The 567-nt window shown below is 41.8% G+C and carries 2 protein-coding genes and 1 pseudogene; all 3 read left to right on the plus strand.

Features of this window, described 5'->3' with window-relative positions; all coding sequences use genetic code 11:
* Positions 1–152: pseudogene (locus IEX12_RS23210) on the plus strand (dUTP diphosphatase); the annotation flags it as partial.
* A complete protein-coding gene (locus IEX12_RS23670) occupies positions 145–270 on the plus strand; it encodes a hypothetical protein (protein ID WP_286171356.1) in 126 nt (41 codons plus the stop codon). The pseudogene IEX12_RS23210 and the gene IEX12_RS23670, both read left to right, overlap by 8 nt.
* On the plus strand, positions 263–567 hold a 305-nt coding region (locus IEX12_RS23215; RefSeq protein WP_188726003.1), incomplete at its 3' end, for a RusA family crossover junction endodeoxyribonuclease. The genes IEX12_RS23670 and IEX12_RS23215, both read left to right, overlap by 8 nt.

The following is a 567-nucleotide window of genomic DNA, read 5'->3' on the forward strand; positions in this document are numbered from 1 at the left end:
AAGTAAAGTACAGAATTGAAAAAGGCATGAGGATTGCACAAGCTGTGTTGGCTCCTATCGCACACACAACATTTGAGGAAGTGGACGAATTAAGCGAATCAGAGCGTGGTACAAATGGATTTGGAAGTACGGGGGTAACTGCTAATGACTAAATCCGAACGCGAATCGATCATAGCACAGCTGGTACTCATGACAGGCTATAACCGCAGTGTATACGATAAATTGACGGATGAGCAATTAAAGGCCGAGTTGGAGGGGTATTATGATTAGTTTTACTATCAACGGAGAATTACCAACATTGAACGAAATAATTAAAGCCAGCAAGTCTCACCCGATGGCATATGCAAATATGAAAAAGGATTATACGGCATTGGTGATGATGCATTGCAAGCACTTGCCAAAGATAGACCGCGCTACCATCGAAGTACAATGGTATTGCAAGGATAAACGCAAAGACCCGGATAACATTGCTTGCGGTATGAAGTTTTTACTGGATGGCCTTGTTAAGGCGGGTAAATTAAAAAACGATGGTTGGGGAGAGATTCAGAGCATACATCATCATTTTTT

It is taken from the genome of Lentibacillus populi (assembly GCA_014642895.1).
In the GTDB taxonomy this organism is placed as follows: Bacteria; Bacillota; Bacilli; order Bacillales; family Amphibacillaceae; genus Lentibacillus_C; species Lentibacillus_C populi.